The organism is Escherichia sp. 94.0001 (genome assembly GCF_013369155.2).
Lineage (GTDB): Bacteria > Pseudomonadota > Gammaproteobacteria > Enterobacterales > Enterobacteriaceae > Escherichia > Escherichia coli_F.
This window is the reverse complement of the sequence record NZ_JABWMS020000009.1, coordinates 19345-45876: the sequence shown is the minus strand read 5'-3', so window position 1 is coordinate 45876 and position 26532 is coordinate 19345. Positions and strand designations below refer to the sequence as shown.

Genomic DNA, 26532 nt, shown 5'->3' with positions numbered 1-26532 from the left:
TTTTATTCTATTAGTTTGGTAAGTATAAATATGCACCTCAATGTTTACCATGGTTATTCCTGGTGTTGGCTGGAAAAGGTCACAAGTTTGATTAATTACCAGAGCCAGAAGGGATAGTGCCCTTATGGCGTGGGGAACGTCGTCAAGCCCATCCAGGCTTCGTAATCCGGCTCTGTGCTGATAGGTGGGGAATCCTCGGTATTTACTGCGGGAACTTTCACACCATCATCTTGCGCACCAGCTGCATAAACAGCTCCTGCTCTTCTGCACTCAAACGCCCCAAAAATTCCTCATCCACACTGTCGCCAATCGGTATCGCCGCAGCAAGTACCTTTTCTCCTTCGGCAGTCAGCCAGACAAAGCGTCGCCGCTTATCAGCGGTGTCATGTTCACGTCTGACTAAGCCACGATTTTCCATTCTTGCCAACATTTCTGCCAGCGTTGCTTTGGTGCTGACGGCTGCTTCCATCAGTGCCACCTGTTCGATACCAGGTTTATCAGCAATGGCGCGCATCACCGCGTACTGTGGTTTGGTCAGGTCAGGTAACTCGTGCTGCCAGCGGGCCGTATGCTGCTGAAAAAGCTGTCGTAACTGATGGAACGCTTTATTTCGTAACGCCATGTAAACTCCGGGCTAATTCTCTGTCGCTATCATAGCGGTTTTTCAGTGACGAAGAAGATGTTGTTACTTTTCAATCCTTGCCGCTGTGGAAATGAAGGAGTATGTTAATAATAACGTTCGTATACGAACAATTAAGAGAGTAAGCAATGAAACTGATCGTCGGGATGACAGGGGCTACCGGTGCGCCTCTTGGTGTGGCATTACTGCAAGCGCTGCGGGAGATGCCGAATATCGAGACTCATCTGGTGATGTCGAAGTGGGCGAAAACCACTATTGAACTGGAAACGCCTTACAGCGCTCGCGATGTTGCCGCCCTCGCTGACTTCAGCCATAACCCGGCGGATCAGGCTGCGACCATCTCTTCCGGCTCCTTTCGTACCGACGGCATGATCGTTATTCCATGCAGTATGAAAACGCTCGCCGGTATCCGCGCTGGTTACGCCGATGGTCTCGTAGGGCGCGCGGCGGACGTCGTGCTCAAAGAAGGCCGCAAACTGGTGCTGGTGCCGCGTGAAATGCCGCTTAGCACCATCCATCTCGAAAATATGCTCGCACTTTCGCGCATGGGCGTGGCGATGGTGCCGCCGATGCCTGCCTTTTATAACCATCCCGAAACGGTAGATGACATTGTCCACCACGTGGTAGCCCGCGTGCTGGATCAATTTGGCCTCGAACATCCTCACGCCAGGCGCTGGCAAGGGTTGCCGCAGGCCCGGAATTTTTCTCAGGAGAATGAATAATGGCATTTGATGATTTACGCAGCTTCTTACAGGCGCTTGATGACCACGGCCAGTTACTGAAAATCAGCGAAGAGGTGAACGCGGAACCGGATCTGGCTGCCGCTGCCAACGCCACCGGGCGCATCGGTGACGGTGCACCGGCGCTGTGGTTTGATAATATTCGCGGCTTTACCGATGCGCGCGTGGCGATGAACACCATCGGCTCCTGGCAGAACCACGCGATTTCCCTCGGGCTGCCACCGAACACACCGGTTAAAAAACAGATTGATGAGTTTATCCGCCGCTGGGATAACTTCCCGATAGCCCCGGAGCGCCGTGCGAATCCTGCCTGGGCGCAGAACACCGTCGATGGCGACGAGATCAATTTGTTCAATATCCTGCCGCTGTTTCGTTTAAACGATGGCGATGGCGGTTTCTATCTCGACAAAGCGTGCGTGGTTTCCCGCGATCCGCTCGATCCGGATAACTTCGGCAAGCAGAACGTCGGCATCTATCGCATGGAAGTGAAGGGTAAGCGTAAGCTCGGCCTGCAACCGGTGCCGATGCACGATATCGCCCTGCATCTGCATAAAGCGGAAGAACGTGGTGAAGATTTGCCAATTGCCATCACGCTGGGTAACGATCCGATCATCACCCTGATGGGCGCCACCCCGCTGAAATATGATCAATCGGAGTACGAAATGGCGGGCGCGCTACGCGAAAGCCCGTACCCGATCGCCACCGCCCCGCTGACCGGTTTTGATGTGCCGTGGGGTTCAGAAGTGATCCTGGAAGGGGTTATCGAAAGCCGCAAACGTGAAATCGAAGGGCCGTTCGGTGAGTTTACCGGGCACTACTCCGGTGGGCGCAACATGACCGTAGTGCGCATCGATAAAGTCTCTTACCGCACCAAACCGATTTTTGAATCGCTCTATCTCGGTATGCCGTGGACCGAAATCGACTACCTGATGGGCCCAGCCACCTGTGTGCCGCTGTATCAGCAACTGAAAGCCGAGTTCCCGGAAGTGCAGGCGGTGAACGCCATGTACACCCACGGCCTGCTGGCGATTATCTCCACCAAAAAACGCTACGGCGGCTTTGCCCGCGCGGTGGGCCTGCGTGCGATGACCACGCCGCACGGTCTGGGCTACGTGAAGATGGTGATTATGGTCGATGAAGACGTAGATCCGTTCAACCTGCCGCAGGTGATGTGGGCGCTCTCTTCGAAAGTGAACCCGGCAGGGGATTTGGTGCAGTTGCCGAATATGTCCGTGCTGGAACTCGACCCCGGCTCAAGCCCGGCCGGTATCACCGACAAGCTGATTATCGACGCCACCACGCCTGTCGCCCCGGACAACCGTGGTCACTACAGCCAGCCTGTGGTGGATTTGCCGGAAACCAAAACCTGGGCTGAAAAACTGACCGCTATGCTGGCCGCACGTAAATAAGGAGAACAAGATGATTTGTCCACGTTGTGCTGATGAACAGATTGAAGTGATGGCGAAATCGCCGGTAAAAGATGTTTGGACAGTCTATCAGTGCCAGCATTGCCTCTATACCTGGCGCGATACCGAACCGCTTCGCCGCACCAGCCGCGAACATTACCCGGAAGCGTTTCGTATGACGCAGAAAGATATTGATGACGCGCCGCTGGTGCCGAGCATTCCGCCGCTGCTGGCGGCAGATAAGCGCTAATAAAAAAGGGCCGGGTAGAGGCTTTGCTTTACCCGGCCACGTTATTTGATTTTATAAAACGACAGCCGCCCGCTTTCCGGCGATCCGGTATCAATATATACCTGGTTGGCGAACGTCTGGATGTTATCAAACATCATATGACCGAAGATAAAGCAGTCGGCGCCGTTTATTTCCTGTAACTCGCCTTTGAGCGATTTCAGTACGCGATCAACAGGCCAGAGTAATTCGCTTTCTGCTATTTCTTTGCCAAACTGATATTCATCACCTGGATAATCCGCATGTGCGATGACATATTTTATTATGTCGTTAGTGATTTCAATAATATGTGGGAGGTGATGAAATTTCAGCAACAGATCTATAGCTTCTTTTTGCTCTGAATCATTTAAATCGAAAAACCAGTTACCACCGCTGGCTAACCACATATTACCATCGCCAGTCGCGAATGCATCAAGCGCCATCGCTTCGTGGTTGCCTTTGACGGAGATAAACCAGGGCTGGTTTAACAGGCGTAGCACGTTAAGACTCTCCGGCCCCCGATCAATGTTATCGCCGACAGAAATAAGCAAGTCAGTTTCGGGACAAAAAGATAATTGGTGGAGGCGGGATTGTAATAATTGATAGTCACCATGAATATCACCAACGGCCCATATATGTCGATAGTTATGAGCATCAATTATTTGATAGCGAGTGGTAGACATTTGCATAGACTCAAATTTATATGAATGTATTATTATACCAAACCAGGGTGTTGAAGTCTCTGGAGTAATAAATTACAAAAGGATGTTTTAAGATGCTGAGATATTTCTATGCTTTCCTGTTAGTTTTCTGTTTTTTTACCTCTAATATACAAGCTGCTTCTATAGAAGAAATAAATCGTTTAGAAAAACTTATAACCGAAGGTGATGTAATTGAGTGTACAGCGAATTTCAGTCAGACGGAGAATAACGAAACATACCAACTTAACCTTTTGGGAATAATGAAAGTTACTTACTCTGGGGAAAGTGAAAAACGCTACCACTCGACACAATATTATCGTTTAAAAGGCTCCAAAATTCCCTTTATCCGTTATGAGATAGATATCATCGCTACTTATGAAAAATCGAAGTTAAAAGAAGAGATTGTGCCTGACAGCGTACAGGTATTTTATCCTTCAGCACCAGAGCAAGAAGCGGTATTAGCAGAAGCTGTACGGAAAACCGCACCAATGTCTATTGATTATGACGATATCACCTTTACGACATTTCCTGATTATCAGGTGAAAGTGAAATCCCCCTCTATGCCAGAAGCGATGACTCAGTATTGCCGGGTGCAAACGAAAAAGTAGTGAATAAACCCGACGGCATTGTGCCGTCGGGCATGTCAGGTTTACACCAAACTCTTTAAGCGGTAAATCCACTCCAGCGCCTGACGCGGGGTAAGTGAATCCGGGTCGAGATTTTCCAGTGCTTCGACCGCTGGCGAGGTTTCTTCCGGTACTGACAGCAAAGACATTTGCGTACCATCCACTTGCGTAGCGGCGGCGTTCGGCGAAATGCTTTCCAGCTCACGCAGTTTTTGCCGTGCGCGCTTAATCACCTCTTTTGGCACGCCCGCCAGAGCAGCAACCGCCAGGCCGTAGCTTTTGCTCGCTGCGCCATCCTGCACGCTGTGCATAAATGCGATGGTGTCGCCGTGCTCCAGTGCATCGAGATGCACGTTGGCGACGCCTTCCATTTTCTCCGGCAGTTGAGTCAGTTCAAAGTAGTGGGTAGCAAACAACGTCAACGCTTTAATCTTATTCGCCAGATTTTCAGCGCACGCCCATGCCAGCGACAGACCATCGTAAGTGGACGTTCCGCGCCCAATCTCATCCATCAACACCAGGCTGTACTCCGTGGCGTTATGCAGAATATTAGCGGTTTCGGTCATCTCCACCATAAAGGTTGAACGCCCGGATGCCAGATCGTCAGCCGCGCCCACACGGGTAAAGATACGGTCAATCGGGCCAATCTCGACTTTTTGCGCCGGTACGTAGCTACCGATGTAGGCCATCAGCGCAATCAGTGCGGTCTGGCGCATATAGGTACTTTTACCGCCCATGTTCGGACCGGTGATGATCAACATGCGACGCTGCGGCGACAGGTTCAGCGGGTTAGCGATAAACGGCTCATTCAGTACCTGTTCAACTACCGGATGGCGACCTTCGGTAATGCGAATACCCGGTTTATCAATGAAGGTCGGGCAGGTGTAGTTCAGGGTATAGGCCCGTTCCGCCAGGTTCACCAGTACGTCGAGTTCTGCCAGTGCGCTCGCGCTCTGTTGCAACGCCTCCAGATGCGGCAACAGCAGGTCGAACAACTCTTCATAAAGCTGTTTTTCCAGTGCCAGCGCTTTACCTTTCGAGGTGAGTACTTTGTCTTCATACTCTTTTAGCTCTGGAATAATGTAGCGTTCGGCGTTTTTCAGCGTCTGACGACGCATATAGTTGATGGGTGCCAGATGGCTTTGCCCACGGCTGATTTGAATGTAGTAGCCGTGCACCGCATTAAAGCCAACTTTCAGCGTGTCCAGGCCGGTACGTTCACGCTCGCGGACTTCCAGACGCTCCAGATAATCGGTCGCGCCGTCAGCCAGCGCGCGCCACTCATCCAGCTCTTCGTTATAGCCCGATGCGATAACACCACCGTCGCGTACCAGCACCGGTGGTGTGTCGATGATTGCTCGCTCCAGCAGATCGCGCAGCTCGGCAAACTCGCCCATTTTCTCACGCAGCGCCTGTACCGGTGCACTATCGACACCTTCTAACTGCGCGCGTAGTTCTGGCAGTTGCTGGAAAGCGTGACGCATACGGGCCAGATCGCGTGGGCGAGCAGTCCGTAAAGCCAGACGTGCCAGAATACGTTCCAGGTCGCCGACCTGACGCAGTACCGGTTGCAGCTCAGCGGTGAAATCCTGCAATGCGCCAATAGTTTGCTGGCGCTCAAGCAACACGCGGGTATCGCGCACTGGCATATGCAGCCAGCGTTTCAGCATTCGACTCCCCATCGGCGTTACAGTGCAGTCGAGCACGGAAGCCAGCGTGTTTTCCGCACCGCCCCCCAGGTTCTGGGTAATTTCCAGGTTACGACGCGTCGCGGCATCCATAATGATACTGTCCTGCTCACGTTCCATAGTGATAGAACGAATATGCGGCAGAGTCGTACGTTGCGTATCTTTCGCATACTGCAACAGACAACCGGCGGCACAAAGTCCGCGCGGCGCGTTCTCGACGCCAAAACCGACCAGATCGCGAGTGCCAAATTGTAGATTCAACTGCTGGCGCGCGGTGTCGATTTCAAACTCCCACAGCGGACGACGACGCAAGCCGCGACGACCTTCAATTAACGACATTTCAGCAAAATCTTCTGCATACAGCAGTTCCGCCGGATTAGTGCGTTGCAGTTCTGCCGCCATCGTTTCGCGGTCAGCCGGTTCACTCAGGCGAAAACGACCGGAACTGATATCCAGCGTCGCGTAGCCGAAACCTTTACTGTCCTGCCAGATAGCCGCCAGCAGGTTGTCCTGACGCTCCTGCAACAGCGCTTCATCGCTGATGGTGCCCGGCGTAACGATACGCACAACTTTGCGCTCAACCGGACCTTTGCTGGTCGCCGGATCGCCAATTTGTTCGCAGATGGCAACGGACTCGCCCTGATTCACCAGTTTGGCGAGGTAGTTTTCCACCGCATGGTAGGGAATCCCCGCCATCGGGATCGGCTCTCCCGCTGAAGCGCCGCGTTTGGTCAGTGAAATATCCAGCAGTTGTGACGCACGTTTTGCGTCGTCATAAAACAGTTCGTAAAAGTCACCCATCCGGTAGAACAGCAGGATCTCGGGATGCTGGGCTTTCAGCTTGAGATACTGCTGCATCATTGGCGTGTGGGCGTCGAAATTTTCTATTGCACTCATGGGGTTATGTCCGGTTCCCTGATATTAAATGGGGTGTGATGGTTTTTATTTTCGTTGTAATCACATAAGGCGCACATGATACCGGAGTTAATCATTTCAGGGGAAGAAGCGAACGGCGAGTTCTTGATGGTGATTCCGGGAAAGATGCTGTTTTGCAGCTTTTGCGTGATGCTTATGAAGCAAGTACGCAAAATTGTGTCGGTTGGATAATCCTTCTTCTTCAGAGCCATAGTCCCCTTTCAAATTAAGTTGTAATATAAATACATCTTAAGAGTATGGAGGCAGCATGTCTGGCAAGCGTATCTCTCGTGAAAAACTGACGATTAAAAAAATGATCGATCTTTATCAAGCGAAATGCCCGCAGGCGTCAGCGGAGCCGGAGCATTACGAAGCGTTGTTTGCCTACGCGCAAAAACGGCTGGATAAATGTGTGTTCGGCGAAGAGAAACCCGCCTGTAAGCAGTGTCCGGTGCACTGTTACCAGCCTGCAAAGCGTGAAGAGATGAAACAGATTATGCGTTGGGCCGGGCCGAGAATGCTGTGGCGTCATCCGATCCTAACCGTACGCCATCTCATTGATGACAAGCGTCCGGTGCCGGAGTTGCCAGAAAAATATCGCCCGAAAAAACCTCGTGAATAGTATACCGGACAGGCAGATCTGTCCGGCACCTCATGCAGTTAAACCAATGCCGATTTATCAATCCCCAGTCGTTTCATCCGTGATAGCAGTGTGGTGCGTTTTAGTCCCAGACGTTGCGCCGCGCCTTTCGGCCCGGCAACCACGCCGTTAGTCTCTTTTAATACACGCACAATTAGCTGATATTCATCTTCGCCCTCCTGAGCGACGACCGTTGCAGTCGGCGGCGTTTTAGGTTCCGGTAAAGCAATATCAGGCAATGACAGCTGCAGCACGTTGCCACGTGTCAGCAATACCGCGCGCTCAATGACGTTTTCCAGCTCGCGTACGTTACCCGGCCACTCCATATTGCTCAACGCGCGCAACGTTTCGGCAGGAATGCTGTCGATATTACGCCCCAGACGGCGGGCAATTTTAAAAGTAAAGGCTTTTGCCAGCAGCGGAATATCTTCCGGACGCTCGCGTAGTGGCGGCAGGTGGATCGGGAATACGTTCAGGCGATAATAGAGATCGCTACGGAACTCGCGGTCGGCAACCATTTTTTTCAGATCGCGGTTAGTCGCGGCAATTAAACGCACGTCCGTCTGTATAATTTTATTACTGCCGAGACGTTCAAACTCCTGTTCCTGTAATACACGCAGCAACTTCGGTTGTAACTCCAGCGGCATATCACCCACTTCATCGAGGAACAGGGAGCTTTTATCCGCCAGTTCAAAACGACCGATACGCTGGGCGCTGGCTCCGGTAAACGCACCACGCTCATGGCCAAACAGATCGCTCTCCAACAATCCGGCAGGCATCGCCGCGCAGTTCATTTTTACCATGCGGCGATTATTACGCCCACTGAGATTATGGATCGCGCGGGCAATCAGCTCTTTACCAGTGCCAGTTTCACCGAGGATCAGAACTGTACTGTCACTTTGTGCCACCATTTCAACTTGTTTAAGCACGCTGTACATGGCTTCACTGCGACCAATAATCTCGCCAAATTCACTATCAACATTGTTGAGCTGCTCGGTCAGGGCGAGATTTTCATCAACCAGTCGTTCTTTCAGACGATGAATTTCCTGATAGGCAAGGGCGTTATCGACAGCGATTGCCACACGTTCAGCAATCTGGCGCAGTAAATTCAGATTGGTCGTGGTAAACACTTTCTCTTCGCATTGCGCCAGTTTCAGCACGCCCAGCATGGTGTCGCCAGACATCAGCGGTAACAGGCACAAGGTTTGAATCTGGTTGCCCCAGGTGTCGAACAACATGCGTTCGTAGGGGGCTAAATTATCTCGCTCGTGGAGATTAATCAGCAGCATCTCTTTGCTTTTAAACACGCGTTCGGTGAGGGTTCCTGCTTCATCGACTTCGCTCTGTTCGTGAGCGGGATGCTGTTTATCAAGATAGTGAGTGGAGTAGATGTTGAGTTTGTTTTTACGGTGGCTGCGTAAGACGATGCTGATATCGTCAATGTCGAAATAGTAATGGATTTCTTTGGCGACTTCGCTGACCAGTTCGTCCATATCCAGGCGAGAAAGCACCGCGTTGGTGATGGCAACCAGGATGCGGAAGTTATCGCGTTCCCGGCATAACAACTCATAGTCGACATTATTGACGACGCGGCTCTGGATTTGTTCGGTGACGACAGAAATGATCTGCGTAAAAGTTTGCAGGCGATTGAACTCTTTTTCACTCCACGGGCGATCGTCATAACGAATAAATTCACAGCCACCAAAAATATGCCCTTCCGCCGCCAGTGGCATCAGGCAATAGTGACCAAATTTGGGGTATAGCCCACCAGCGGCCAGCTGCGGCCAGGTTTCACAAAATTCTTCGTAACTGCAATGCAGTGTATCAGGGCGCGACAAAATGCTGCGCACCGGACCGTGTGCCAGAACAGTTTCGTCTTCATAATTTATGGGGGTGTCTTTTTCACGCGACGCGTAATAAGACGCACGTTGAGTCTGCGCTTGCCACAACACAATAGCTGCATTGTCGGCGAGCGCAGAACGCTTTACCAATTGCGAAAGAGCCTCACACAGCGAGGCCAGATCGGGCTGCTGCAATAGTGTCCGAGTGATGTCGAACAACCCTTGTTGTCCGAGATCACTCATCGGTGTATATGACATTTTGTTCTTCCAGGAAAGCACCGCAAAGCGGTGCAAAAGGTCATTGACTAAATATAGGAGATTTAGAATTTTATTAGCATATACGCGGAAGCGGTTCGGCGTGTGGTAAATCGAGGGTTCGTTTCACGCCATACAGACCGGCAAGACGAACACCTTTACGTTCCACCACTTCACCAATCAGCGCCGCGTCTTTCCCCAGTGGATGGGAATGTAACGCCGCCAGCACTTGCTCTGCTGCGTTGCGTTCAACGGCGATCACCAGTTTGCCTTCGTTGGCAAAGTTAAGGGCGTCCAGCCCCAGCAGTTCGCAAACGCCGCGCACGGCAGGTTTAACCGGCAGTGCCGCTTCTGAAATTTCAATACCACAACCGCAGGCTGCCGCGAACTCATGAACTACCGCGTTCACTCCACCACGGGTGGCGTCACGCAGTGCCTTCACACCGGGAATATCACGCAGCGTCTGGATGAGCGGCGTCAGCACTGCGCAGTCGCTGACCAGTTCGCCATCCAGCCCCAGCTGCTCACGCAGGTTAAGGATAGTCGCCCCGTGGTCGCCGAGTGTACCGCTAACCAGCAATACATCGCCTGCGGTTAGCGTCTGTGCGCCCCAGTGAATATTCGCCGGGATCGCGCCCATGCCAGCGGTGTTGATAAACAGTTTATCTGCCGCGCCGCGTTGCACCACTTTAGTGTCGCCAGTAACGATGGCAATGCCTGCCGCGCGGGCGGTTTCTGCCATGCTGGTCACCACGGCTTTTAGCGTCTCCATCGGCAATCCCTCTTCGAGGATAAAGCCACAAGAGAGATAGCGCGGAATAGCACCACTGACCGCAACGTCATTCGCGGTGCCACAAATCGCCAGCTTGCCAATATTGCCACCAGGAAAGAACAGCGGGTCGATGACGTAGCTGTCGGTGGAGAACGCCAGACGGTCGCCTTCTGCCACCAGCTGCGCCAGCTCAAGGCGCGCCTGGTCTTCCTGTTCTGCCAGCCACGGATTGGCAAAAGCTTCCATAAACAGGCTGTTGATTAATTGCTGCATCGCCTGGCCGCCGCTGCCGTGGGCGAGTTGGATATTATTCACGCTTCACTCTCCTGCTGACGATACTGATACCACGCGGCGCATGCTCCTTCGGAGGAAACCATCAGCGCGCCAAACGCGGTTTGAGGATTACAGGTGTTACCAAACAGCGGGCATTGATGCGGCTTACATTTGCCCGTCAATACTTCGCCACAACGTGCGCGCGGGTCATCGCAAACCTGCTGCGGTGCCGGGCGGAAATGCGCTTCGGCGTCAAATCGTTGATAGTCTGGCGTCAGGTGTACACCAGAAGATTCAATCACGCCTAAGCCGCGCCATTCGCTGTCGCCGTTGACGCAGAAGACATCCGCAATCGCCTGTTGCGCCAGCAGGTTACCGGCATCCGGCACCACGCGCCGATACTGATTTTCTACCTTGCTGTGGGCCGCTATTTTCTGCTCCACCAGCATGACCACACCTTGTAGTAGATCAAGCGGTTCGAATCCAGCAACCACCAGAGGACGATGAAAATCACTGGCGATAAAATTATAGGCGTCGGTGCCGATAACCATACTGACGTGGCCCGGCGCGAGGAACGCATCGATACCGTTATCCGGCTGTTCCAGCAAACTGCGTAGCGTTGGGATCAGCGTAATATGCTGGCAGAAAAAGTAAAAATTTTGCACATCGCGGGCTTTCGCCTGTTGCAGAGTGATGGCCGTCGTCGGCATGGTGGTTTCAAACCCTAAGCCGAAGAACACCACTTTACGAGTTGGATTCTCCTGCGCCAGTTTCAACGCATCCATTGGCGAGTAAACGATGCGAACATCGGCACCGCGCGCTTTTGCCTGTAACAGCGACCCCTGTTTCCCCGGCACGCGCATGGCGTCTCCAAAGGTACAGAAGATGACTTCCGGATGGCTGGCAATCTCCACGCAGGTGTCGATTCTTCCCATCGGCAGTACACATACCGGGCAACCCGGACCGTGGATAAACTCAACGTTTTCCGGCAGTAACTGGTCGAGGCCGAATTTAAAAATGGCGTGGGTATGACCGCCGCACACTTCCATAATCCGCAGAGGGCGTTCAGCGGTGTAAGAGAGATGTGAAGCACGTTCGCGCAGATGCTCAATTAACTGCATCACCTGTTCCGGCGCGCGATATTCATCAACAAAACGCATTATTTTTCCTCGCCATACAACAGCGCACCGACATCCGGCTCAACGTCAAACATGTTTTGTAAGGCGTCGAGAGTGTCGCGCGCTTCGGCTTCATTAATTACGCTCATGGCAAAGCCAACGTGAACCAGTACCCACTGGCCCACGCGTGGCTGACCGTTTTCATCGCAGCTGCCGACTAACGTTAGGTCGACGTCGCGCTGAATGCCGCAGACGTCGACTTTCGCCTGGTTGCCGTCAATGGTGCGGATCTGGCCGGGAACGCCTATGCACATCGCTGTGTCTCCAGCCAGTTCAGCCACTGGTCCATCCCTTCGCCGCTGGTGGCGGAAATAAGGATGATTTCAATTTCTGGATTGACTTCGCGGGCGCAGGCGATGCACTTCTCAACGTCGAAATTGAGATACGGTAGCAGGTCAACTTTGTTGAGCAGCATCAGTGAGGCGGCGGCAAACATATGTGGATATTTCAGCGGTTTGTCTTCACCTTCGGTAACGGAAAGCACCGCCACTTTGTGTTTTTCACCGAGATCGAAGCTCGCCGGACATACGAGGTTGCCAACGTTTTCGATAAACAGAATACCGTTATCGTCCAGTGGCAGGCGCGGCGCGGCGTCGGCAATCATCTGTGCGTCAAGATGGCAGCCTTTACCGGTATTCACCTGAATCGCTGGTGTGCCGGTAGCGCGAATGCGCGCGGCATCGTTCACGGTTTGCTGGTCACCTTCAATAACTGCGCACGGAATGCTGTCTTTCAGGCGCATTAAGGTTTCCGTCAGCAGGGTGGTTTTACCGGAACCAGGGCTGGAAACCAGGTTGAGCACCAGTTGCTTACGGGCAGCAAAGCGCGCGCGGTTGCGTTCAGCCAGACGGTTGTTTTTGTCCAGCACGTCAATTTCGACTTCCAGCATCCGGCGCTGGCTCATACCCGGCGCGTGAGTGCCCGCTTCGCCATGACCGTAATGCAGGTCGCCTTCTTCAGTCTGGCTGGGGGTAAATTCAGGCGCTTTAATGCCGGTGATTTTCATCTTCGGGCGTGCCGCCGGGGCAAATGGCGCGCTACGAAACGCGGAATGAGGGTTATGTTCATCACCCTCGATATACAGGTTGCCTTCACCGCAACCGCATGTTGTACACATCGCTCACTCCTGGTCTATTTCTATCCGCCGAATCTGTAAACCGTCGTCTGCCACAATTTGTAGCATGTCGCCATGACACTGTGGACAGCGCCGGACGCGCTGGGTCAGTAGCGTCACATACTGTTGGCATGTTTCACACCAGCATTCGGCCTCTTGTTCTTCGAGGTGCAGTTTACAACCTTCTGCCACGCTGCCGCGGCAAACCAGATCAAAACAAAAGGCAAGAGAGCTGGTTTCGACACAAGAAAATGCGCCAATTTTGAGCCAGACCCCAGTTACGCGTTTTGCGCCGTGTTTTGCGGCCTGCTGTTCGATCAATTCCAGTGCCCGTTGGCAGAGGGTTATTTCGTGCATATCGCCTCCCATTAACTATTGCCAGCTACAAGCAATAATTGTGCCAGTGTTGATTATCCCTAAAGTGAATAATGTCGATGATGTCGAAATGACACGTCGACACGGCGACGAAATTCACCATAATCCTAAAAATCTCTTTTATAACAATAAATTAAAAGTTGGCACAAAAAATGCTTAAAGCTGGCATCTCTGTTAAACGGGTAACCTGACAATGACTATTTGGGAAATAAGCGAGAAAGCCGATTACATCGCACAGCGGCATCGTCGCCTACAGGACCAGTGGCATCTCTACTGCAATTCGCTGGTTCAGGGGATCACGTTATCGAAAGCGCGCCTGCATCACGCCATGAGCTGTGCGCCAGACAAAGAACTCTGTTTCGTCCTTTTTGAACATTTTCGCATTTACGTCACCCTGGCGGATGGCTTTAACAGCCACACCATCGAGTATTACGTCGAAACGAAAGAGGGTGAAGAAAAACAGCGGATTGCGCAGGCACAATTGAGCATTGACGGAATGATAGATGGCAAGGTCAACATCCGCGATCGCGAACAGGTACTGGAACACTATCTCGAAAAAATCGCTGGCGTTTACGACAGCTTATACACCGCCATTGAAAACAATGTACCGGTGAATTTAAGCCAACTGGTAAAGGGACAAAGCCCGGCGGCATGAGCTGAGGCTTTGCCCGTTTTGCAGGCGTTACGCCTGTTTGGGGATGGGCGTGTCGATGAGTGTCGAAAATGACATTTCATCGGCATGTTTTCGTCAAAAATGACAATCACCTGAGGAATGCCTGGTGAATCGTTTTGTAATTGCTGACTCCACGCTCTGTATCGGCTGCCACACCTGTGAGGCCGCCTGTTCAGAGACGCATCGCCAGCACGGCCTGCAATCAATGCCGCGCCTGCGAGTGATGCTAAATGAAAAAGAATCTGCGCCGCAGCTCTGTCACCACTGTGAAGATGCGCCCTGTGCGGTGGTCTGCCCGGTTAACGCTATCACCCGCGTTGATGGGGCAGTGCAGCTGAATGAAAGCCTGTGCGTAAGCTGCAAACTGTGCGGCATCGCCTGCCCGTTTGGCGCAATCGAATTTTCCGGCAGCCGTCCGCTGGATATTCCGGCAAACGCCAATACTCCGAAAGCACCACCGGCACCGCCTGCTCCGGCGCGTGTCAGCACGTTGCTTGACTGGGTGCCGGGTATTCGCGCGATCGCCGTCAAATGTGACCTCTGTAGCTTTGATGAACAAGGTCCAGCCTGCGTGCGGATGTGCCCAACCAAAGCCCTGCATCTGGTGGATAACACCGATATCGCCCGCGTCAGCAAGCGTAAGCGTGAGCTGACCTTTAACACGGACTTTGGCGATCTCACCTTGTTTCAGCAGGCTCAAAGTGGAGAGGCTAAATGAGCGCAATTTCCCTGATCAATAGCGGCGTGGCGTGGTTTGTTGCCGCCGCTGTTCTGGCATTTCTCTTTTCTTTTCAAAAGGCGTTAAGCGGCTGGATTGCCGGAATTGGCGGCGCGGTGGGTAGCCTGTATACGGCAGCCGCAGGCTTCACTGTGCTGACTGGCGCGGTTGGCGTGAGCGGCGCGTTGTCGCTGGTAAGCTACAATGTGCAAATCTCTCCGCTTAATGCGATTTGGCTGATAACCCTCGGACTGTGCGGTCTGTTTGTCAGCCTTTACAACATTGACTGGCATCGCCATGCGCAGGTGAAATGCAACGGTTTGCAAATCAATATGTTGATGGCTGCTGCCGTCTGTGCCGTCATTGCCAGCAATCTGGGCATGTTCGTAGTAATGGCAGAAATCATGGCCCTGTGTGCGGTGTTCCTCACCAGCAACAGCAAAGAGGGCAAACTGTGGTTTGCGCTGGGGCGTCTTGGCACTTTGCTGCTGGCGATTGCTTGCTGGCTGCTGTGGCAACGTTACGGCACGCTGGATCTGCGCCTGCTGGATATGCGCATGCAACAGCTGCCGCTTGGTTCCGATATCTGGCTGCTCGGTGTGATTGGTTTTGGCCTGCTGGCCGGGATTATCCCGCTGCACGGCTGGGTGCCACAGGCTCATGCTAACGCCTCTGCGCCAGCTGCCGCGCTGTTTTCCACGGTGGTGATGAAAATTGGCCTGCTGGGTATTTTAACCCTGTCACTGCTGGGCGGTAATGCACCGCTGTGGTGGGGAATTGCACTTCTGGTACTCGGCATGATCACCGCGTTCGTCGGCGGTCTGTATGCGCTGATGGAGCACAACATCCAGCGCCTGCTGGCTTACCACACCCTGGAGAATATCGGCATCATTCTGCTGGGGCTGGGCGCTGGCGTAACGGGTATCGCGCTAGAACAACCGGCGCTGATTGCCCTTGGTCTGGTCGGTGGTTTGTACCATCTGCTTAACCATAGCCTGTTTAAAAGCGTACTGTTCCTTGGTGCGGGGAGCGTCTGGTTCCGTACCGGGCATCGCGATATCGAAAAACTCGGCGGTATTGGCAAAAAAATGCCGGTTATCTCCATCGCCATGTTGGTCGGTCTGATGGCAATGGCTGCGCTGCCACCGCTGAACGGTTTTGCCGGGGAATGGGTTATCTATCAATCCTTCTTCAAACTGAGCAATAGTGGCGCGTTTGTTGCCCGTCTTCTCGGGCCGCTGCTCGCCGTGGGGCTGGCAATTACCGGTGCACTGGCAGTGATGTGTATGGCGAAAGTTTATGGCGTAACTTTCCTTGGCGCGCCGCGTACCAAAGAAGCCGAAAACGCCACCTGTGCGCCGCTCCTGATGAGCGTAAGCGTAGTGGCACTGGCGATTTGCTGCGTGATTGGCGGTGTTGCTGCGCCGTGGCTGCTGCCGATGTTGTCTGCTGCCGTACCTCTGCCGCTGGAGCCTGCTAATACAACCGTTTCTCAACCAATGATCACGTTGCTGCTGATTGCCTGCCCGCTGCTGCCATTCATCATTATGGCGATTTGCAAAGGCGATCGTTTGCCGTCGCGTTCCCGCGGCGCGGCCTGGGTGTGCGGCTACGACCATGAAAAATCAATGGTGATTACCGCTCACGGTTTTGCCATGCCGGTGAAACAGGCATTTGCGCCAGTGTTGAAACTGCGCAAATGGCTGAATCCGGTGTCGCTGGTACCAGGCTGGCAGTGCGAGGGGAGTGCGTTGCTGTTCCGCCGGATGGCGCTGGTTGAACTGGCGGTGCTGGTGGTGATTATTGTTTCACGAGGAGCCTGAGAATGAGTGTTTTATATCCGTTAATTCAGGCGCTGGTGTTATTTGCCGTTGCGCCGCTGCTCTCCGGTATTACCCGCGTGGCGCGCGCCCGCTTGCATAACCGTCGCGGGCCGGGCGTGTTGCAGGAGTATCGCGACATTATCAAACTGCTGGGTCGTCAGAGCGTTGGTCCCGATGCCTCCGGCTGGGTGTTCCGCCTGACACCGTACGTAATGGTTGGCGTCATGTTGACTATCGCTACCGCGCTGCCGGTAGTGACTGTCGGTTCTCCGCTGCCGCAACTGGGGGATTTGATCACTTTACTGTATCTCTTCGCCATTGCGCGTTTCTTCTTTGCCATTTCTGGTCTGGATACCGGTAGTCCGTTTACTGCTATTGGCGCGAGCCGTGAAGCGATGCTGGGCGTGCTGGTTGAACCGATGTTGCTGCTTGGTCTGTGGGTCGCCGCGCAGGTGGCCGGTTCCACCAACATCAGCAACATCACCGACACCGTTTATCACTGGCCGCTGAGCCAGAGCATTCCGCTGGTGCTGGCGCTCTGTGCCTGCGCATTCGCCACCTTTATCGAAATGGGCAAACTGCCGTTCGACCTGGCGGAAGCCGAGCAGGAGCTGCAGGAAGGTCCGCTCTCTGAGTACAGCGGCAGCGGCTTTGGCGTCATGAAATGGGGTATCAGCCTGAAACAGCTGGTGGTGTTACAGATGTTCGTCGGGGTGTTTATTCCGTGGGGACAAATGGAAACCTTCACTGCCGGTGGGCTGCTGCTGGCGCTGGTGATTGCCATCGTCAAACTGGTGGTCGGCGTACTGGTTATCGCGCTGTTCGAAAACAGCATGGCCCGTCTGCGTCTTGATATTACACCACGCATTACCTGGGCTGGTTTTGGCTTTGCATTTTTAGCGTTCGTCTCCTTGCTGGCGGCGTGATTAAAGAGAGTTTGAGCATGTCTGAAGAAAAATTAGGTCAACATTATCTCGCCGCGCTGAATGAGGCATTTCCGGGCGTCGTGCTGGACCACGCCTGGCAGACCAAAGATCAGCTGACTGTCACCGTGAAGGTGAACTATCTGCCGGAAGTGGTGGAGTTCCTCTACTACAAGCAGGGGGGCTGGCTGTCGGTGCTTTTTGGTAACGACGAACGCAAACTGAATGGTCATTACGCCGTTTATTACGTGCTGTCGATGGAGAAGGGCACCAAGTGTTGGATTACGGTTCGCGTCGAAGTTGACGCCAACAAACCAGAATATCCGTCCGTAACGCCGCGCGTTCCGGCGGCGGTGTGGGGCGAGCGTGAAGTGCGCGATATGTACGGTTTGATTCCGGTAGGGCTTCCGGATGAACGCCGTCTGGTGCTGCCGGATGACTGGCCGGATGAACTCTACCCGCTGCGTAAAGACAGCATGGATTATCGTCAACGTCCGGCACCAACTACTGATGCTGAAACCTACGAGTTCATCAACGAACTGGGCGACAAGAAAAACAACGTCGTGCCGATTGGTCCACTGCACGTCACTTCTGACGAACCGGGCCACTTCCGTCTGTTCGTTGATGGCGAAAACATTATCGACGCCGACTACCGCCTGTTCTATGTCCATCGCGGCATGGAAAAACTGGCGGAAACCCGCATGGGTTACAACGAAGTGACCTTCCTCTCTGACCGTGTGTGCGGGATCTGCGGCTTTGCCCACAGCACCGCTTACACCACATCGGTGGAAAACGCGATGGGTATTCAGGTGCCAGAACGTGCGCAGATGATTCGCGCCATTTTGCTGGAAGTGGAACGCCTGCACTCGCATCTGCTCAACCTTGGCCTTGCTTGCCACTTCACTGGCTTTGACTCCGGTTTTATGCAGTTCTTCCGTGTGCGTGAAACCTCCATGAAAATGGCGGAGATCCTTACCGGTGCGCGTAAAACTTACGGCCTGAACCTGATCGGCGGGATTCGTCGCGATCTGCTGAAAGATGACATGATCCAGACCCGTCAACTGGCGCAGCAGATGCGTCGTGAAGTGCAGGAACTGGTGGATGTGCTGCTGAGCACACCGAACATGGAACAGCGCACCGTTGGCATTGGTCGTCTGGACCCGGAAATTGCCCGCGACTTCAGTAACGTTGGCCCGATGGTCCGTGCCAGCGGTCACGCCCGCGATACCCGTGCCGATCACCCGTTTGTTGGTTATGGCCTGCTGCCAATGGAAGTCCACAGCGAGCAGGGCTGCGACGTGATTTCCCGTCTGAAAGTGCGTATCAACGAAGTCTATACCGCGCTGAACATGATCGACTACGGTCTGGATAACCTGCCGGGTGGCCCACTGATGGTGGAAGGCTTTACCTACATTCCACACCGTTTTGCGCTGGGCTTTGCCGAAGCGCCGCGTGGCGATGATATCCACTGGAGCATGACCGGCGACAACCAGAAGCTGTACCGCTGGCGCTGCCGTGCCGCGACCTACGCGAACTGGCCGACCCTGCGCTACATGCTGCGCGGCAACACCGTTTCTGATGCGCCGCTGATTATTGGTAGCCTGGACCCTTGCTACTCCTGTACCGACCGCATGACCGTGGTCGATGTGCGTAAGAAGAAGAGCAAAGTGGTGCCGTACAAAGAACTTGAGCGCTACAGCATTGAGCGTAAAAACTCGCCGCTGAAATAAGGAATCGCCATGTTTACCTTTATCAAAAAAGTCATCAAAACCGGCACGGCGACCTCGTCTTACCCGCTGGAGCCGATTGCGGTTGATAAAAACTTCCGTGGTAAGCCAGAGCAGAACCCGCAGCAGTGCATCGGCTGTGCAGCCTGCGTCAATGCCTGCCCGTCAAACGCCTTAACGGTTGAAACTGACCTCGCCACCGGTGAGCTGGCGTGGGAGTTCAATCTTGGACGCTGCATCTTCTGTGGACGCTGCGAAGAAGTCTGCCCGACGGCGGCGATCAAACTGTCGCAAGAGTACGAACTGGCGGTGTGGAAGAAAGAAGATTTCCTGCAACAGTCCCGCTTCGCGCTGTGCAACTGCCGCGTCTGTAATCGTCCTTTCGCCGTCCAGAAAGAGATCGACTACGCCATTGCGCTGCTTAAGCACAATGGCGACAGCCGCGCGGAAAACCACCGCGAAAGCTTTGAGACTTGCCCGGAATGTAAGCGCCAGAAATGCCTGGTGCCGTCCGACCGTATTGAACTGACTCGCCATATGAAAGAGGCCATCTGATGAGCAATTTATTAGGCCCCCGTGACGCCAACGGCATTCCGGTCCCGATGACGGTGGATGAATCCATCGCCAGTATGAAGGCGTCGTTACTGAAAAAAATCAAACGTTCTGCCTACGTTTACCGCGTGGACTGCGGCGGCTGCAACGGCTGCGAAATTGAAATTTTCGCAACCTTATCGCCGCTGTTCGATGCAGAACGCTTCGGCATTAAAGTCGTTCCGTCTCCGCGTCATGCGGATATTTTACTGTTTACCGGCGCGGTCACCCGTGCAATGCGATCCCCTGCGCTGCGTGCGTGGCAGTCCGCGCCGGACCCGAAAATCTGTATCTCCTACGGTGCCTGCGGTAACAGCGGCGGGATCTTCCACGATCTCTACTGCGTGTGGGGGGGTACGGATAAAATCGTCCCGGTGGATGTCTACATTCCGGGGTGCCCGCCAACGCCAGCCGCCACGCTGTACGGCTTTGCAATGGCGCTCGGCCTGCTGGAGCAGAAAATTCACGCCCGTGGGCCGGGTGAACTGGATGAACAACCGGCAGAGATCCTGCATGGCGATATGGTGCAGCCGCTGCGTGTAAAAGTAGATCGCGAAGCACGCCGCCTGGCGGGTTATCGTTACGGTCGCCAGATTGCCGATGATTTCCTGACGCAGTTAGGGCAGGGTGAAGAGCAGGTTGCACGCTGGCTGGAAGCGGAAAACGATCCGCGTCTGAACGAGATTGTCAGCCATCTGAATCATGTTGTTGAAGAGGCGCGTATTCGATGAGTGAAAAGGTGGTGTTCAGTCAACTGAGCCGTAAATTTATTGATGAGAACGATGCCACGCCCGCCGAGGCGCAGCAGGTGGTCTATTACAGCCTGGCGATTGGTCACCACCTTGGGGTTATCGATTGCCTGGAAGCCGCGCTCACCTGCCCGTGGGATGAATATCTGGCATGGATTGCCACTCTGGAGGCGGGCAGTGAAGCCCGCCGTAAAATGGAAGGCGTGCCGAAATATGGTGAGATCGTTATCGACATTAACCATGTGCCGATGCTGGCCAACGCATTCGATAAAGCCCGGGCAACGCAAACTTTGCAGCAGAAAGAATGGAGTACCATGCTGTTAAGTATGCTGCATGATATTTATCAGGAAAATGCCATCTATTTGATGGTGAGGAGACTGCGTGACTGACGTTTTACTCTGTGTTGGCAATAGCATGATGGGCGATGATGGCGCAGGTCCGCTGCTGGCGGAAAAGTGCGCCGCCGCGCCGAAAGGTAACTGGGTGGTGATTGACGGCGGTAGCGCACCGGAAAACGACATTGTCGCCATCCGCGAACTGCGCCCGACGCGACTGCTGATTGTCGACGCCACGGATATGGGGCTAAACCCCGGCGAGATCCGCATCATCGATCCGGATGACATCGCCGAGATGTTTATGATGACTACCCATAACATGCCGCTGAACTACCTTATCGACCAGTTAAAAGAAGACATTGGCGAAGTGATTTTCCTCGGCATCCAGCCGGATATCGTCGGCTTTTACTACCCGATGACCCAGCCGATTAAAGATGCGGTAGAAACCGTTTATCAGCGACTGGAAGGCTGGGAAGGGAATGGTGGATTTGCGCAGCTAGCGGTGGAAGAAGAGTAGTTTTTCAATAAGGAATCAGGACAGGGATGTTCTTGATGGGGTGAACCAGCTCTGATGCCAAATGCTAAATTGCCCGATGCACTGCGCTTATCGGGCTTTCCTGGTTCGTGCGACACGTAGGCCGGATAAGGCGTTCACGCCGCATCCGGCACGGTTACTTACTCTAAATCTTCCCCATTACTGGCAATTACTTTTTTATACCACCAGAACGATTTCTTACGCGTGCGCGTCAGCGTACCGTTGCCTGCGTCGTCACGGTCTACATAGACAAAACCGTAGCGTTTGCTCATTTCACCCGTTGACGCGGAAACTAAATCAATACAGCCCCAGGTGGTGTAGCCCATCAGCGGAATGCCGTCTGCAATCGCTTCGCCCATTGCGCGGATATGTTCGCGTAAATAGCTGATGCGATAGTCGTCGTTAATCTCGCCATTGGCAGCAAATTCATCTTTTGCGCCCAGGCCGTTTTCCACCAGAAACAGCGGCTTCTGATAACGGTCATACATCATGTTCATAGTGATACGCAGACCGAGTGGATCAATACCCCAGCCCCAGTCGCTCACCTGTAGATACGGGTTACGCAGCGATTTCACCACGTTCGCCGCACTGCTGTTGTTGGCGTTCATCTCCGCCGAGGCGCAGCGCGAGGCGTAATAGCTGAAAGAGACAAAATCGACGGTGTTTTTCAGGATTTCATCATCGCCCGGTGCTTTGTCGATGGTTACCCCTTTTTCGCGGAATACGCGGGCAGAGTAAGCCGGATACGCGCCCCGCGCCTGCACATCGATAAAAAACAGGTTTTCCCGATCTTTCTCCAGCGCCGCCCAGACATCTTCCGGCTTGCAACTGTAAGGGTAGAAGTTACCGCCCGCCAGCATACAGCCCACCTGATTTTGCGGGTTAACCTCATGAGCGATTTTGGTGGCTAGCGCACTGGCAATCAGTTGGTGATGCGCAGCCTGATATTTCACCTGCTCCTGATTTTCCCCTTCTTCAAAAACCAGACCCGCGCCGGAGAACGGGCTATGCAACATAATGTTGATTTCATTGAAGGTGAGCCAGTATTTCACCAGGCCATCAAATGCTTCAAAGCAGGTCCGGGCGTAGCGGCTGAAAAACTCCACCAGCTTGCGGTTACGCCAGGAGCCATATTCAGTGACCAGATGCATCGGCACGTCGAAGTGACACAACGTGACCAGCGGTTCGATACCGTACTTTTTACACTCTTCAAATACCGCGCGGTAAAAAGCAATGCCCTGCTGGTTGGGCGTCAGTTCATCGCCCTGCGGAAAGAGGCGGCTCCAGGCAATCGAGGTGCGAAAAACCTTGAATCCCATCTCTGCCATCAGGGCGATATCTTCTTTATAACGATGATAAAAATCCGTCGCCTCATGGCTGGGATAAAACTCGTCATCGCGCAACTGAAACCGTTTTTCCAGCCCCAGTTTCACCGCCATTCGATGCTCGCCGTGTGGGATCATATCGACCGTGGTCAGCCCTTTGCCACCTTCACGGTACGCACCTTCAGATTGGTTGGCGGCAAGCGCGCCGCCCCATAAAAAACCTTGCGGAAATACTGACATTTTCATCCTCAATTAAGACTTACTTCTTTGGCGACGGTCGGTTGTACGCTCTGATGCTTTCGCGCCTGGGCAGCCGCTTCCTCAACAGGAATATCCTCAAAGCCGAGCAACAGTGTGAGGATAAACGACAGCACGACCGCCAGCGCCATGACGGCGAACACCCAGACGATGCTCATTGGATTCACCGGGTCGAAGAACTGCACGCTGGTAAATAATCCCGGCGCTGCCATTGAGTGGCTGGCAAGCCCCGCCATACCGGCAACCGCGCCGCAAATAAAACCGCTGATAAGACTGGCGATAAGCGGACGTTTCAGGCGGATCGCCACGCCGTATAATGCCGGTTCGGAAATCCCCGCCATAATGGCCGATGCCGCCGCCGCCAGCGCCGTCTGGCGCAGTTCCGGGTTTTTCGTTTTCCACGCCACCGCCAGCGATGAACCGCCCAGCGACAGGTTAGCGCCGATTTCTGACGGCATGACCATCCCTTCTTTGCCGGTTTCGGCAATAGTTTGAATGATGGTTGGCGTAAAGACGCGGTGCATCCCGGTCATTACCAGCAGAGGCCACAGCGCGCCCATAATGGCGACTGAAAGCCAGCCCAGATAACCATGAATGGTGTAAACCAGCGCCGAAATGGCGCTACCGATCCAGATACCAATCGGGCCAATCAGCAGGATTGCCAGCGGTGCGGCAATCAACACAATCAGCATCGGCTTGAGGAAGTTTTTCGTCACCGCTGGCGTAATGCTGTCCACCCAGCGTTCGATATATGACAGGCACCAGGTCATCACCAGCGCCGGGATCACTGTGTAGGTGTATTTCACCGCGGTGACCGGAATCAGGGCAAATTCAACATGTTCACCCTGGGCCGCTTTCGCCATCAGCTCAATAAAACTCGGATGTACCAGCACACCCGCAATGGCAATCGCCAGCGACATATTGGTTTTAAATTTGATGGCGGCAGAAGCAGCGACCATCAGCGGCAGGAAGAAGAAAGCACCATCACCAATCACATTGAGAATAGTTAAGGTCGGCGATCCTTTTGTCAGCACGCCGCTCATCTCGAGGATCATCGCCAGCAGTTTGACCATCGATCCGCCGATGATCGCCGGGATCAGCGGTGACATGGTGCCGATCAGCGCATCCAGGATCCCCGCACCAATGCGACGTAGCGTGAGTTTGGGTTTCCCCACGGGCTGCGTGGGCTGCATATCTCCAGGTAACAAGCTGACAACTTCCTGAAAAGCCTGCGAAACCGTATTACCGATAATCACCTGACACTGGTTGTCACTACGTACCACACCGAGCACGCCGGAGATAGTTTTTAACGTTGGGCTGTCGATCAGTGCATCATCTTTGATAACAAAGCGCAAACGCGTCATACAGTGCGTGACTGCCGAGATGTTATCAACGCCGCCCAGTGCCGCTATCACCGAGCGTGCCAGCGCCGCATAATTTTTGGCCATCGGATTTTATCCTGTTATCAGTAGGGTAGAGGTAGTTGTTATCAGTCGACGTGACGGGAAATTGCCGATGCTGAAACGGAATTAAGAAACCGGTTTCACAAAATCATGAATAGTTGATACTGATTAAGCAAGAGAGTTAATTGCTCATTTTTTATATTTGTGAAACCGGTCACCTGAATATTTTTCCCGCTGCTTGCGCAAGGACAATCAGCCAACGGTGCAGTACACTGCGTTGATTGCGTGTAAAGGGATGAAAATGATGACGACGATGCTGGAAGTGGCGAAGCGCGCCGGGGTTTCAAAAGCGACCGTTTCCCGCGTGCTTTCAGGTAATGGCTACGTCAGCCAGGAGACTAAAGATCGCGTGTTTCAGGCGGTAGAAGAGAGCGGTTACCGCCCAAATTTGCTGGCGCGCAATCTGTCAGCGAAGAGTACCCAGACGCTGGGGCTGGTAGTGACCAACACGCTTTACCACGGCATTTATTTTAGTGAATTACTGTTTCATACCGCGAGAATGGCGGAAGAGAAAGGGCGTCAGCTGCTATTGGCAGATGGCAAACATAGCGCCGAAGAAGAACGCCAGGCGATTCAGTATCTGCTGGATCTGCGCTGCGACGCCATTATGATTTACCCGCGCTTTTTAAGCGTGGATGAGATTGATGACATCATTGACGCACACAATCAGCCGATAATGGTGCTCAATCGCCGCCTGCGCAAAAACAGCAGCCATAGCGTCTGGTGCGATCATAAACAGACCAGCTTTAACGCCGTGGCAGAGTTGATAAACGCCGGACATCAGGAGATTGCTTTCCTTACCGGTTCGATGGATTCCCCCACCAGCATTGAACGCCTTGCCGGATATAAAGACGCGCTGGCGCAGCATGGTATTGCACTCAATGAAAAACTTATCGCTAACGGTAAATGGACGCCTGCCAGCGGGGCCGAAGGGGTAGAAACGTTGCTCGAACGTGGGGCTAAATTTAGCGCGTTAGTTGCCAGTAACGACGATATGGCGATAGGTGCGATGAAAGCGTTGCATGACCGTGGTGTAGCGGTGCCGGGGCAAGTATCGGTTATTGGATTTGATGATATCGCAATTGCCCCCTACACCGTTCCGGCGCTCTCCAGCGTAAAAATTCCGGTGACTGAGATGATTCAGGAAATAATTGGGCGGCTGATATTTATGCTCGATGGTGGTGCTTACACACCGCCGAAAACCTTCAGCGGAAAACTGATCCGCCGCGACTCACTCATTGCTCTTTCGCGATAAACATTGTCATCACATGTCATCGTCACTAGTGTCGATGACATCGTTTTTTCTGCATTGCAGAATTTAATTTCTTTAAATAACAATAAATTAAAAATTGGCATGATTTGTGAATGTATCGGCGCATTAACTGTCATTGCTGGAGAATTTGATGAACCGTTTCATCATTGCTGACGCAAGTAAATGTATTGGTTGTCGTACCTGTGAAGTGGCGTGCGTGGTTTCTCATCAGGAGAATCAGGACTGTGCATCGCTGACCCCGGAAACTTTTTTACCGCGAATCCATGTCATTAAAGGTGTGAACATTTCCACGGCGACAGTCTGCCGTCAGTGTGAAGATGCACCGTGCGCTAACGTCTGCCCGAATGGTGCTATCAGCCGTGATAAAGGGTTTGTTCATGTCATGCAGGAACGTTGCATTGGTTGCAAAACCTGCGTTGTGGCTTGCCCGTATGGTGCGATGGAAGTGGTAGTGCGTCCGGTGATTCGCAACAGCGGCGCAGGGCTTAACGTACGCGCTGACAAAGCCGAAGCCAATAAATGCGACCTCTGTAACCATCGTGAAGATGGCCCGGCCTGTATGGCTGCTTGCCCGACCCATGCGCTGATTTGTGTCGATCGAAATAAACTTGAACAACTGAGCGCAGAAAAACGCCGCCGCACGGCGCTGATGTTCTAAAAATCTTACAGAACTGTTCTGGCATCAAAGGAATTCCCGGAAATATTCGTAG

At 53.4% G+C, this 26532-nt stretch carries 28 protein-coding genes; 17 read left to right on the top strand and 11 right to left on the bottom strand.

The features are described from left to right. Positions 1-217: 217 nt before the first annotated feature. A complete protein-coding gene (locus HEN33_RS07055) occupies positions 218-622 on the bottom strand; it encodes a MarR family winged helix-turn-helix transcriptional regulator (RefSeq protein ID WP_105278412.1) in 405 nt (134 codons plus the stop codon). A 146-nt stretch (positions 623-768) separates the two neighbouring features. Here HEN33_RS07055 and HEN33_RS07050 point away from each other — a divergent pair, with 146 nt between their 5' ends. Genes HEN33_RS07050 through HEN33_RS07040 form a run of 3 tightly spaced genes read left to right on the top strand, consistent with a single transcriptional unit; the run spans position 769 to position 3036 of the window. After that, positions 769-1362 (top strand): non-oxidative hydroxyarylic acid decarboxylases subunit B, encoded by a 594-nt coding sequence (locus HEN33_RS07050; protein WP_176262892.1) that lies wholly within the window; start codon positions 769-771, stop codon positions 1360-1362. Next, positions 1362-2789 carry a non-oxidative hydroxyarylic acid decarboxylases subunit C gene (locus HEN33_RS07045; protein WP_176262891.1) on the top strand — a complete coding sequence of 476 codons (1428 nt, stop codon included), beginning with the start codon at positions 1362-1364 and terminating at the stop codon, positions 2787-2789. The genes HEN33_RS07050 and HEN33_RS07045 overlap by 1 nt, the downstream gene beginning before the upstream one ends. Before the next feature lie 10 nt (positions 2790-2799). Next, positions 2800-3036: a non-oxidative hydroxyarylic acid decarboxylases subunit D gene (locus HEN33_RS07040; RefSeq protein WP_176262890.1), complete on the top strand. Its 237-nt coding sequence runs from the start codon at positions 2800-2802 to the stop codon at positions 3034-3036. Between the two features lie 41 nt (positions 3037-3077). Here the strand turns inward: HEN33_RS07040 and pphB are convergent, their stop codons facing one another. After that, positions 3078-3734 (bottom strand): protein-serine/threonine phosphatase, encoded by a 657-nt coding sequence (gene pphB, locus HEN33_RS07035; protein WP_115738172.1) that lies wholly within the window; start codon positions 3732-3734, stop codon positions 3078-3080. Positions 3735-3826: 92 nt separating this feature from the next. Between pphB and HEN33_RS07030 the strand changes: the two genes are divergently transcribed. After that, positions 3827-4360: a hypothetical protein gene (locus tag HEN33_RS07030; protein ID WP_176262668.1), complete on the top strand. Its 534-nt coding sequence runs from the start codon at positions 3827-3829 to the stop codon at positions 4358-4360. Positions 4361-4401: 41 nt separating this feature from the next. Here HEN33_RS07030 and mutS read toward each other — a convergent pair whose 3' ends face one another. After that, on the bottom strand, positions 4402-6963 hold the full coding sequence (gene mutS / locus HEN33_RS07025) for a DNA mismatch repair protein MutS (protein WP_176262667.1): 2562 nt from the start codon (positions 6961-6963) through the stop codon (positions 4402-4404). A 75-nt stretch (positions 6964-7038) separates the two neighbouring features. On the opposite strand from mutS, the gene HEN33_RS07020 reads away from it, so the two are divergent. Beyond that, positions 7039-7173, top strand: coding sequence for a hypothetical protein (locus HEN33_RS07020; RefSeq protein WP_000611938.1), 135 nt, complete (start codon positions 7039-7041; stop codon positions 7171-7173). Between the two features lie 76 nt (positions 7174-7249). Next, positions 7250-7603 (top strand): nitrous oxide-stimulated promoter family protein, encoded by a 354-nt coding sequence (locus tag HEN33_RS07015; protein ID WP_000015483.1) that lies wholly within the window; start codon positions 7250-7252, stop codon positions 7601-7603. A gap of 38 nt (positions 7604-7641) precedes the next feature. On the opposite strand, the gene flhA is transcribed toward HEN33_RS07015, so the two are convergent. The 6 genes from flhA to hypA all read right to left on the bottom strand — a co-directional run bounded on the left by flhA (position 7642) and on the right by hypA (position 13411). Continuing rightward, positions 7642-9720, bottom strand: a complete 2079-nt coding sequence (flhA, locus tag HEN33_RS07010) for a formate hydrogenlyase transcriptional activator FlhA (RefSeq protein ID WP_032184993.1) — start codon at positions 9718-9720, stop codon at positions 7642-7644. A gap of 73 nt (positions 9721-9793) precedes the next feature. Next, entirely contained in the window at positions 9794-10804 is a 1011-nt protein-coding gene (gene hypE, locus HEN33_RS07005) for a hydrogenase maturation carbamoyl dehydratase HypE (protein WP_001059968.1), read from the bottom strand. Beyond that, entirely contained in the window at positions 10801-11922 is a 1122-nt protein-coding gene (hypD, locus tag HEN33_RS07000; protein WP_001212982.1) for a hydrogenase formation protein HypD, read from the bottom strand. Before hypD ends, hypE begins: the two co-directional genes overlap by 4 nt. Beyond that, a complete protein-coding gene (gene hypC / locus HEN33_RS06995) occupies positions 11922-12194 on the bottom strand; it encodes a hydrogenase 3 maturation protein HypC (protein WP_000334881.1) in 273 nt (90 codons plus the stop codon). The genes hypD and hypC overlap by 1 nt, the downstream gene beginning before the upstream one ends. After that, positions 12185-13057 (bottom strand): hydrogenase nickel incorporation protein HypB, encoded by an 873-nt coding sequence (hypB, locus tag HEN33_RS06990; RefSeq protein ID WP_057109887.1) that lies wholly within the window; start codon positions 13055-13057, stop codon positions 12185-12187. The genes hypC and hypB overlap by 10 nt, the downstream gene beginning before the upstream one ends. A gap of 3 nt (positions 13058-13060) precedes the next feature. Further along, complete coding sequence (gene hypA, locus HEN33_RS06985) at positions 13061-13411, bottom strand: hydrogenase maturation nickel metallochaperone HypA (RefSeq protein WP_001299100.1); 351 nt, start codon at positions 13409-13411, stop codon at positions 13061-13063. Between the two features lie 211 nt (positions 13412-13622). Between hypA and hycA the strand changes: the two genes are divergently transcribed. The 9 genes from hycA to hycI all read left to right on the top strand — a co-directional run bounded on the left by hycA (position 13623) and on the right by hycI (position 21485). Next, positions 13623-14084: a formate hydrogenlyase regulator HycA gene (hycA, locus tag HEN33_RS06980; protein WP_000158081.1), complete on the top strand. Its 462-nt coding sequence runs from the start codon at positions 13623-13625 to the stop codon at positions 14082-14084. Between the two features lie 124 nt (positions 14085-14208). Continuing rightward, complete coding sequence (hycB, locus tag HEN33_RS06975; protein ID WP_001079186.1) at positions 14209-14820, top strand: formate hydrogenlyase subunit HycB; 612 nt, start codon at positions 14209-14211, stop codon at positions 14818-14820. Then, complete coding sequence (gene hycC / locus HEN33_RS06970; protein WP_001274427.1) at positions 14817-16643, top strand: formate hydrogenlyase subunit 3; 1827 nt, start codon at positions 14817-14819, stop codon at positions 16641-16643. Before hycB ends, hycC begins: the two co-directional genes overlap by 4 nt. A gap of 2 nt (positions 16644-16645) precedes the next feature. Further along, positions 16646-17569: a formate hydrogenlyase subunit HycD gene (hycD, locus tag HEN33_RS06965; RefSeq protein WP_000115224.1), complete on the top strand. Its 924-nt coding sequence runs from the start codon at positions 16646-16648 to the stop codon at positions 17567-17569. A gap of 17 nt (positions 17570-17586) precedes the next feature. Next, positions 17587-19296 (top strand): formate hydrogenlyase subunit HycE, encoded by a 1710-nt coding sequence (hycE, locus tag HEN33_RS06960; protein WP_001288122.1) that lies wholly within the window; start codon positions 17587-17589, stop codon positions 19294-19296. A 9-nt stretch (positions 19297-19305) separates the two neighbouring features. Next, entirely contained in the window at positions 19306-19848 is a 543-nt protein-coding gene (gene hycF, locus HEN33_RS06955) for a formate hydrogenlyase subunit HycF (protein WP_000493785.1), read from the top strand. Further along, the gene (gene hycG / locus HEN33_RS06950) at positions 19848-20615 is read left to right on the top strand and encodes a formate hydrogenlyase subunit HycG (RefSeq protein ID WP_000067390.1); all 768 of its coding nucleotides are present in this window, start codon (positions 19848-19850) and stop codon (positions 20613-20615) included. The genes hycF and hycG overlap by 1 nt, the downstream gene beginning before the upstream one ends. Beyond that, positions 20612-21022, top strand: coding sequence for a formate hydrogenlyase assembly protein HycH (hycH, locus tag HEN33_RS06945; RefSeq protein WP_104920129.1), 411 nt, complete (start codon positions 20612-20614; stop codon positions 21020-21022). The genes hycG and hycH overlap by 4 nt, the downstream gene beginning before the upstream one ends. Next, the gene (hycI, locus tag HEN33_RS06940; protein ID WP_000132961.1) at positions 21015-21485 is read left to right on the top strand and encodes a hydrogenase maturation peptidase HycI; all 471 of its coding nucleotides are present in this window, start codon (positions 21015-21017) and stop codon (positions 21483-21485) included. Before hycH ends, hycI begins: the two co-directional genes overlap by 8 nt. A 158-nt stretch (positions 21486-21643) precedes the next feature. Here hycI and ascB read toward each other — a convergent pair whose 3' ends face one another. Continuing rightward, on the bottom strand, positions 21644-23068 hold the full coding sequence (ascB, locus tag HEN33_RS06935; protein ID WP_176262666.1) for a 6-phospho-beta-glucosidase AscB: 1425 nt from the start codon (positions 23066-23068) through the stop codon (positions 21644-21646). 8 nt (positions 23069-23076) lie between these two features. Further along, positions 23077-24534, bottom strand: coding sequence for a PTS cellobiose/arbutin/salicin transporter subunit IIBC (ascF, locus tag HEN33_RS06930; RefSeq protein WP_176262665.1), 1458 nt, complete (start codon positions 24532-24534; stop codon positions 23077-23079). Between the two features lie 259 nt (positions 24535-24793). On the opposite strand from ascF, the gene ascG reads away from it, so the two are divergent. Together ascG and hydN are read left to right on the top strand one after the other, a co-directional pair. Then, a complete protein-coding gene (ascG, locus tag HEN33_RS06925; protein ID WP_203219655.1) occupies positions 24794-25804 on the top strand; it encodes a LacI family DNA-binding transcriptional regulator in 1011 nt (336 codons plus the stop codon). A 148-nt stretch (positions 25805-25952) separates the two neighbouring features. Further along, positions 25953-26480, top strand: coding sequence for an electron transport protein HydN (gene hydN, locus HEN33_RS06920; RefSeq protein ID WP_001078777.1), 528 nt, complete (start codon positions 25953-25955; stop codon positions 26478-26480). Positions 26481-26532: the final 52 nt, after the last annotated feature.

Bases quoted from the DNA above. Each gene is read 5' to 3' on its own strand.
- hycH (WP_104920129.1), top strand. From the start codon at position 20,612: ATGAGTGAAAAGGTGGTGTTCAGTCAACTGAGCCGTAAATTTATTGAT.
- HEN33_RS07015 (WP_000015483.1), top strand. From the start codon at position 7,250: ATGTCTGGCAAGCGTATCTCTCGTGAAAAACTGACGATTAAAAAAATG.
- ascB (WP_176262666.1), bottom strand. From the start codon at position 23,068: ATGTCAGTATTTCCGCAAGGTTTTTTATGGGGCGGCGCGCTTGCCGCC.
- HEN33_RS07055 (WP_105278412.1), bottom strand. From the start codon at position 622: ATGGCGTTACGAAATAAAGCGTTCCATCAGTTACGACAGCTTTTTCAG.
- HEN33_RS07045 (WP_176262891.1), top strand. From the start codon at position 1,362: ATGGCATTTGATGATTTACGCAGCTTCTTACAGGCGCTTGATGACCAC.
- HEN33_RS07040 (WP_176262890.1), top strand. From the start codon at position 2,800: ATGATTTGTCCACGTTGTGCTGATGAACAGATTGAAGTGATGGCGAAA.
- pphB (WP_115738172.1), bottom strand. From the start codon at position 3,734: ATGTCTACCACTCGCTATCAAATAATTGATGCTCATAACTATCGACAT.
- HEN33_RS07030 (WP_176262668.1), top strand. From the start codon at position 3,827: ATGCTGAGATATTTCTATGCTTTCCTGTTAGTTTTCTGTTTTTTTACC.
- flhA (WP_032184993.1), bottom strand. From the start codon at position 9,720: ATGTCATATACACCGATGAGTGATCTCGGACAACAAGGGTTGTTCGAC.
- ascG (WP_203219655.1), top strand. From the start codon at position 24,794: ATGACGACGATGCTGGAAGTGGCGAAGCGCGCCGGGGTTTCAAAAGCG.
- hypC (WP_000334881.1), bottom strand. From the start codon at position 12,194: ATGTGCATAGGCGTTCCCGGCCAGATCCGCACCATTGACGGCAACCAG.
- hypB (WP_057109887.1), bottom strand. From the start codon at position 13,057: ATGTGTACAACATGCGGTTGCGGTGAAGGCAACCTGTATATCGAGGGT.
- hycD (WP_000115224.1), top strand. From the start codon at position 16,646: ATGAGTGTTTTATATCCGTTAATTCAGGCGCTGGTGTTATTTGCCGTT.
- hycE (WP_001288122.1), top strand. From the start codon at position 17,587: ATGTCTGAAGAAAAATTAGGTCAACATTATCTCGCCGCGCTGAATGAG.
- hycF (WP_000493785.1), top strand. From the start codon at position 19,306: ATGTTTACCTTTATCAAAAAAGTCATCAAAACCGGCACGGCGACCTCG.
- hycG (WP_000067390.1), top strand. From the start codon at position 19,848: ATGAGCAATTTATTAGGCCCCCGTGACGCCAACGGCATTCCGGTCCCG.
- hypD (WP_001212982.1), bottom strand. From the start codon at position 11,922: ATGCGTTTTGTTGATGAATATCGCGCGCCGGAACAGGTGATGCAGTTA.
- hycA (WP_000158081.1), top strand. From the start codon at position 13,623: ATGACTATTTGGGAAATAAGCGAGAAAGCCGATTACATCGCACAGCGG.
- ascF (WP_176262665.1), bottom strand. From the start codon at position 24,534: ATGGCCAAAAATTATGCGGCGCTGGCACGCTCGGTGATAGCGGCACTG.
- hypA (WP_001299100.1), bottom strand. From the start codon at position 13,411: ATGCACGAAATAACCCTCTGCCAACGGGCACTGGAATTGATCGAACAG.
- HEN33_RS07020 (WP_000611938.1), top strand. From the start codon at position 7,039: ATGATACCGGAGTTAATCATTTCAGGGGAAGAAGCGAACGGCGAGTTC.
- mutS (WP_176262667.1), bottom strand. From the start codon at position 6,963: ATGAGTGCAATAGAAAATTTCGACGCCCACACGCCAATGATGCAGCAG.
- hydN (WP_001078777.1), top strand. From the start codon at position 25,953: ATGAACCGTTTCATCATTGCTGACGCAAGTAAATGTATTGGTTGTCGT.
- HEN33_RS07050 (WP_176262892.1), top strand. From the start codon at position 769: ATGAAACTGATCGTCGGGATGACAGGGGCTACCGGTGCGCCTCTTGGT.
- hycC (WP_001274427.1), top strand. From the start codon at position 14,817: ATGAGCGCAATTTCCCTGATCAATAGCGGCGTGGCGTGGTTTGTTGCC.